The sequence below is a fragment of the Allobosea sp. 01N443 genome, assembly GCF_056399325.1.
Window position 1 is genome coordinate 1 of record NZ_JBFTRC010000324.1, and the last position, 3645, is coordinate 3645.

Annotated in this window: 7 protein-coding genes; 6 read left to right on the plus strand and 1 reads right to left on the minus strand. The window is 66.4% G+C overall.

All coding sequences use genetic code 11. The features are described from left to right. The 5 genes from AC1DRP_RS35625 to AC1DRP_RS35645 all read left to right on the plus strand — a co-directional run. On the plus strand, positions 1-496 hold a 496-nt coding region (locus tag AC1DRP_RS35625), incomplete at its 5' end, for a hypothetical protein (RefSeq protein WP_476771023.1). 426 nt (positions 497-922) lie between these two features. After that, a complete protein-coding gene (locus AC1DRP_RS35630; protein WP_476771024.1) occupies positions 923-1186 on the plus strand; it encodes a DUF1488 family protein in 264 nt (87 codons plus the stop codon). A 27-nt stretch (positions 1187-1213) separates the two neighbouring features. Continuing rightward, the gene (locus tag AC1DRP_RS35635) at positions 1214-1426 is read left to right on the plus strand and encodes a hypothetical protein (RefSeq protein ID WP_441493407.1); all 213 of its coding nucleotides are present in this window, start codon (positions 1214-1216) and stop codon (positions 1424-1426) included. Between the two features lie 13 nt (positions 1427-1439). After that, the gene (locus AC1DRP_RS35640; RefSeq protein WP_441493408.1) at positions 1440-1670 is read left to right on the plus strand and encodes a hypothetical protein; all 231 of its coding nucleotides are present in this window, start codon (positions 1440-1442) and stop codon (positions 1668-1670) included. 36 nt (positions 1671-1706) lie between these two features. Next, positions 1707-1970 (plus strand): hypothetical protein, encoded by a 264-nt coding sequence (locus AC1DRP_RS35645; RefSeq protein WP_476771025.1) that lies wholly within the window; start codon positions 1707-1709, stop codon positions 1968-1970. Between the two features lie 28 nt (positions 1971-1998). Here the strand turns inward: AC1DRP_RS35645 and AC1DRP_RS35650 are convergent, their stop codons facing one another. Beyond that, positions 1999-2895 carry a DMT family transporter gene (locus tag AC1DRP_RS35650; RefSeq protein ID WP_476771026.1) on the minus strand — a complete coding sequence of 299 codons (897 nt, stop codon included), beginning with the start codon at positions 2893-2895 and terminating at the stop codon, positions 1999-2001. Positions 2896-3062: 167 nt separating this feature from the next. Here AC1DRP_RS35650 and AC1DRP_RS35655 point away from each other — a divergent pair, with 167 nt between their 5' ends. Further along, a complete protein-coding gene (locus AC1DRP_RS35655) occupies positions 3063-3524 on the plus strand; it encodes an Lrp/AsnC ligand binding domain-containing protein (protein ID WP_476771027.1) in 462 nt (153 codons plus the stop codon). Positions 3525-3645: the final 121 nt, after the last annotated feature.

Consider the following 3645-nt stretch of genomic DNA (forward strand, 5'->3'; position numbering starts at 1 on the left):
GGCCCCGAAAGGCTGCGCCTTCCTGTGGACCAGGCCGGACCATCAGGCAGCGATCCATCCGCTGACGATCTCGCATGGTTTCGGTGGCGGCTATCTCGCCGAGTTCGACTGGACGGGCACGCGCGACCCCAGCGCCTTTCTGGCCGTGACGGCCGCGCTCGCCTTTCATCAGGATCTCGGCGGTGCCGCCCTGCGGGCGCGCAATGCCGATCTCGCGGGGCGTGGCGGTGAGATCCTCGCAACAGCGCTCGGTACCGAAGCCGGCTCCGGGCCGGAGCTCGCGCGGGCGATGAGGCTGGTGCGCCTTCCCGTGCGCTTTGAGGCGAGTGCGGAAGCGGCCTTGGCGATCCGGCGGCGCTTCGAGGCCAGGGGCTGCGATGCACCGGTCTCCGCTCTCGCCGGTGGGCTGTGGCTGCGGCTCTCGGCCCAGGCCTATAACGAGGAGGCCGATTACGAGCGGCTTGCCGTGCTCGTGCGCGCCGCACTCGCCGAGTGAAGGAGCAGGCGCGGGGGTATTGGCCTCCACGAGGCGAAAAGGCGGGGCAAGCGGCTCTTGCTTGGGCCGCCTTCAATCCCGTCCCGATTCAGGCGGCCCGCTCGGTGAGGGCAGGGGGATGCGCGGCTCCGGGCCCGGATTATTCTTGCGCCAACCTTACAAAACGTGCTGCGGTTCCCCATGTGCAAAACACGGTCGCCGAGAACGAGCCGCTTTGCGGTTGATCTGTTCCGGCGTGGCCGCATGTGAGAAAATGGCTGGCTTGTCCCTGCAAAGCGAGACCCGTCGCGGCGCCCCTGCGCGTCGCGGGCGGCTGAACGGCCACATTCCTGACCTCCGAAGCCGCACGGTATCCGGGCATTCCAGTTCCCCTGCGGATGGCGCCGCGGGCCGCTTTGCGCCGACGCGACCGGGAGGACACTGGCAATGAGTCTCAACTTTCCCAATCCGATCCGACGCTTCGATGCAGGGCGCTCCTGTGTTAGCTTCTGGGGTTCCGACGCATCGCTGGAGGTCACCTTCCAGGTCGATTTCGCGGCCTTGCATAAGCTCAGCCCGAGTGCGGGCGATGTCGAGGCTGCGGTTCTCGCCGTCTTCGACCAGAACCGTGACACGATCTACCAGGCTGCCCGCTCCGCCTATTCCCGGCATCGCGGCGGCTATCACCGGCTGACGGCGGAGAGCTTTTGACGCCCCCGCCCCAAGGACAATGAAGACATGACCACGACAGCCTACAAGGCAGGGGACCTCCTCAGCCTCACCAACGACATGATCAATCAGCCGCGGCCAGGCCCGTTCGAGGTTCTGCGCGTCATGCCCTCCCGCGACAACGCCGAGGAGCAGTATCGCGTGCGCGGGCCCGATGGCCGCGAGCGCGTGATCGGGCATCACGAGATCGTCGGGAATGGCGGCGCCGCCAGCAAGATCTAGGAGGGGGAAACCGATGACCGATCGTTCAAAGCTCATTGCCAATGCCGATAATGCGTTCCTGAGGACGCAGACCCAGTCATCGGTGCGCAACCGGATCATCTCCGAGGAGGAGAGCGCCATCCAGGCCCGCGAGGCCAAGACCGCGAGGCTGAAGGCTGAGCGGTTGGCCAAGGAGGCGCTGGACCGCGAACTCCTCGCAGCCGAGCCGCCGAAGCCGAAGAAGCGCCGGCCTGCCTCCGCTTGAACGGGCGGTCGGCATCCCGATCAGAGCGAGTGCTTCGTGGACATCACCGTCACCCAGAGCTCCGATGACACCGTCTGGCTGCTGAGCGACCTGCTCGGCCGGCCGATGGGCGAAATCACCGAAAACCCCCCGGGCGAGTTCCGGCTTGTCACCGCGGGCCAGGCGCAGGAGACGATGAAGGCCATGAAGCATGGTCCGTTTCCGAGCCTGGATGCGGCGCTGGCCGAGATCGAGCGCTTCACGCGCAGCGCCTGCCGCCGGGTCTCGGTGAAAACCGGGAATGGCGAAGTCCCGGCGTAAGGCTGCAAGCTCCGGCGCCGGCCCCGGGCTAGGCTCTCCGCAGGATCGGGAAGACCATTCCACATGTGATGAGGGCGATTGCGGCGAGTTGGGGCGGCGTCGGGATTTCGCCTAGCACCACCGCGCCGATCACGACCGTCGCAACCGGAATGCAGGGCATGAAGAGCGAAGCCGGTTGCGGGCCGAGCTGGCGAACCACATAGGTGTAGAGAACGATCGCAGCCGCACCGGCCAGGAAGCCCTGGATCACGAGTTGCGTGGCGATTTCGGCAAGCGGGGCGGCCGCGAACCCACTCGGCGCCAGGGCGTGCAGCAGGGGCATCGGCAGGCAGGAGAGGAGGACGACTGCGATCGTCGCCGTCACCGCATCGACCGACCAGCGCCGGGCCAGCACCGCATAGGCCGAGAACATGATCCCCGATCCGGCAAAGAGCAGATCGCCGCGCCAGGTGTCGCCGGCACTGAGCCCTGCATGGAAAACGAAGAGCAGCAGCCCGGCGATGATCGCGCCGATGCCGATCAGCCGCGCGCCGGACACCGTCTCCCTGAGCGCGATGCGCGAAAGCACCAAGGAGAAGAAGACGATGGAGGCGGGAGAGAGCGCGGCGGCATGGGCGGCCGGCGCCTGGGTCAGTCCCTGATTGATGAGCAGCGGGTAGGGCAGCCCCGCCAATAGCGCCAGCAGCCCGGCTTTCCGCCAGCCCAGCGCCTTCAGCCCTCCGGTGCCGGTCTTACCAAGCACCGGCAGGAAGACGAGACCCGCGCCGAGAAAGCGCAGGGCTACGATATCGGCCGCAGTCAGATGCTCGCGCAGGCTGAAGCGGGCGGCGACGAACTGGAGGGTGGTGATCGCAACGAAGGCCGCACCGGCCAGGATCGCCAGCCCTTTGCTGCCAGCTCCGTCTCCGAACATCGCGCTACGCATGCTGGCCTCCGTGACGGCGCGGCCGGTCCGGCGGGCTCGGGGCCGCCGACAGCACCGGACTGCAACAATCACAGCCTATTGCCGGTACAGCTGCGGCTGAATATGCTCATTCCATGAGTTTGGCGTGAGATTCACTCTATCTGTGGTCATCAAGCGTGAAACATGAAATCGCCGATCTCGACGCGATCGACCGCAACCTGCTGCGTCTGCTGCAGGAGGACGGCCGCCGCACCACGCTCGAACTGGCGAACCGGGTCGGCCTGTCCCCGACCGGGACCAGCCAGCGCGTCAAGCGCCTGTTCCGGGAGGGCTATGTCAGGGCGGTGAGGGCGATCCTCGATCCGCAGAAGGTCGGCCGGGGCACCGTGGTCTTCATCCAGGTCCGGCTCGACCACACCGCCCCGCATATCTTCGAGCGGTTTGCCCAGGCGATCTCGCAGGCATCCGAAGTTCTGGAATGCCACATGGTCATCGGCGGCTTCGACTATCTCGTGAAAGCGCGAATTGCCGACATGTCGCTGTTCCAGGACTTTCTGGAACGGGTGATCCTGCCTCTGCCCGGTGTCAGGGAAACCCATACCTACGCATCGGTGGCCGATGTGAAGCCCGACGCGCTGCTGCCGATCTGAGGTGGCGGAGCGAAGCGGTTGAGGTGGCGATTGCGGATTGGTCTTCCGCAGCGATGTCCGGCTTGGTCCTGATCTGCCAGGCACGGGCTATTGCAGGCGACCGCCTGATAAACCGTCAGCT

What these genes read in the sequence shown, in the direction of transcription:
- AC1DRP_RS35630 (WP_476771024.1), top strand. Translation starts at nt 923, where the DNA reads ATGAGTCTCAACTTTCCCAATCCGATCCGACGCTTCGATGCAGGGCGC.
- AC1DRP_RS35635 (WP_441493407.1), top strand. Translation starts at nt 1,214, where the DNA reads ATGACCACGACAGCCTACAAGGCAGGGGACCTCCTCAGCCTCACCAAC.
- AC1DRP_RS35640 (WP_441493408.1), top strand. Translation starts at nt 1,440, where the DNA reads ATGACCGATCGTTCAAAGCTCATTGCCAATGCCGATAATGCGTTCCTG.
- AC1DRP_RS35650 (WP_476771026.1), bottom strand. Translation starts at nt 2,895, where the DNA reads ATGCGTAGCGCGATGTTCGGAGACGGAGCTGGCAGCAAAGGGCTGGCG.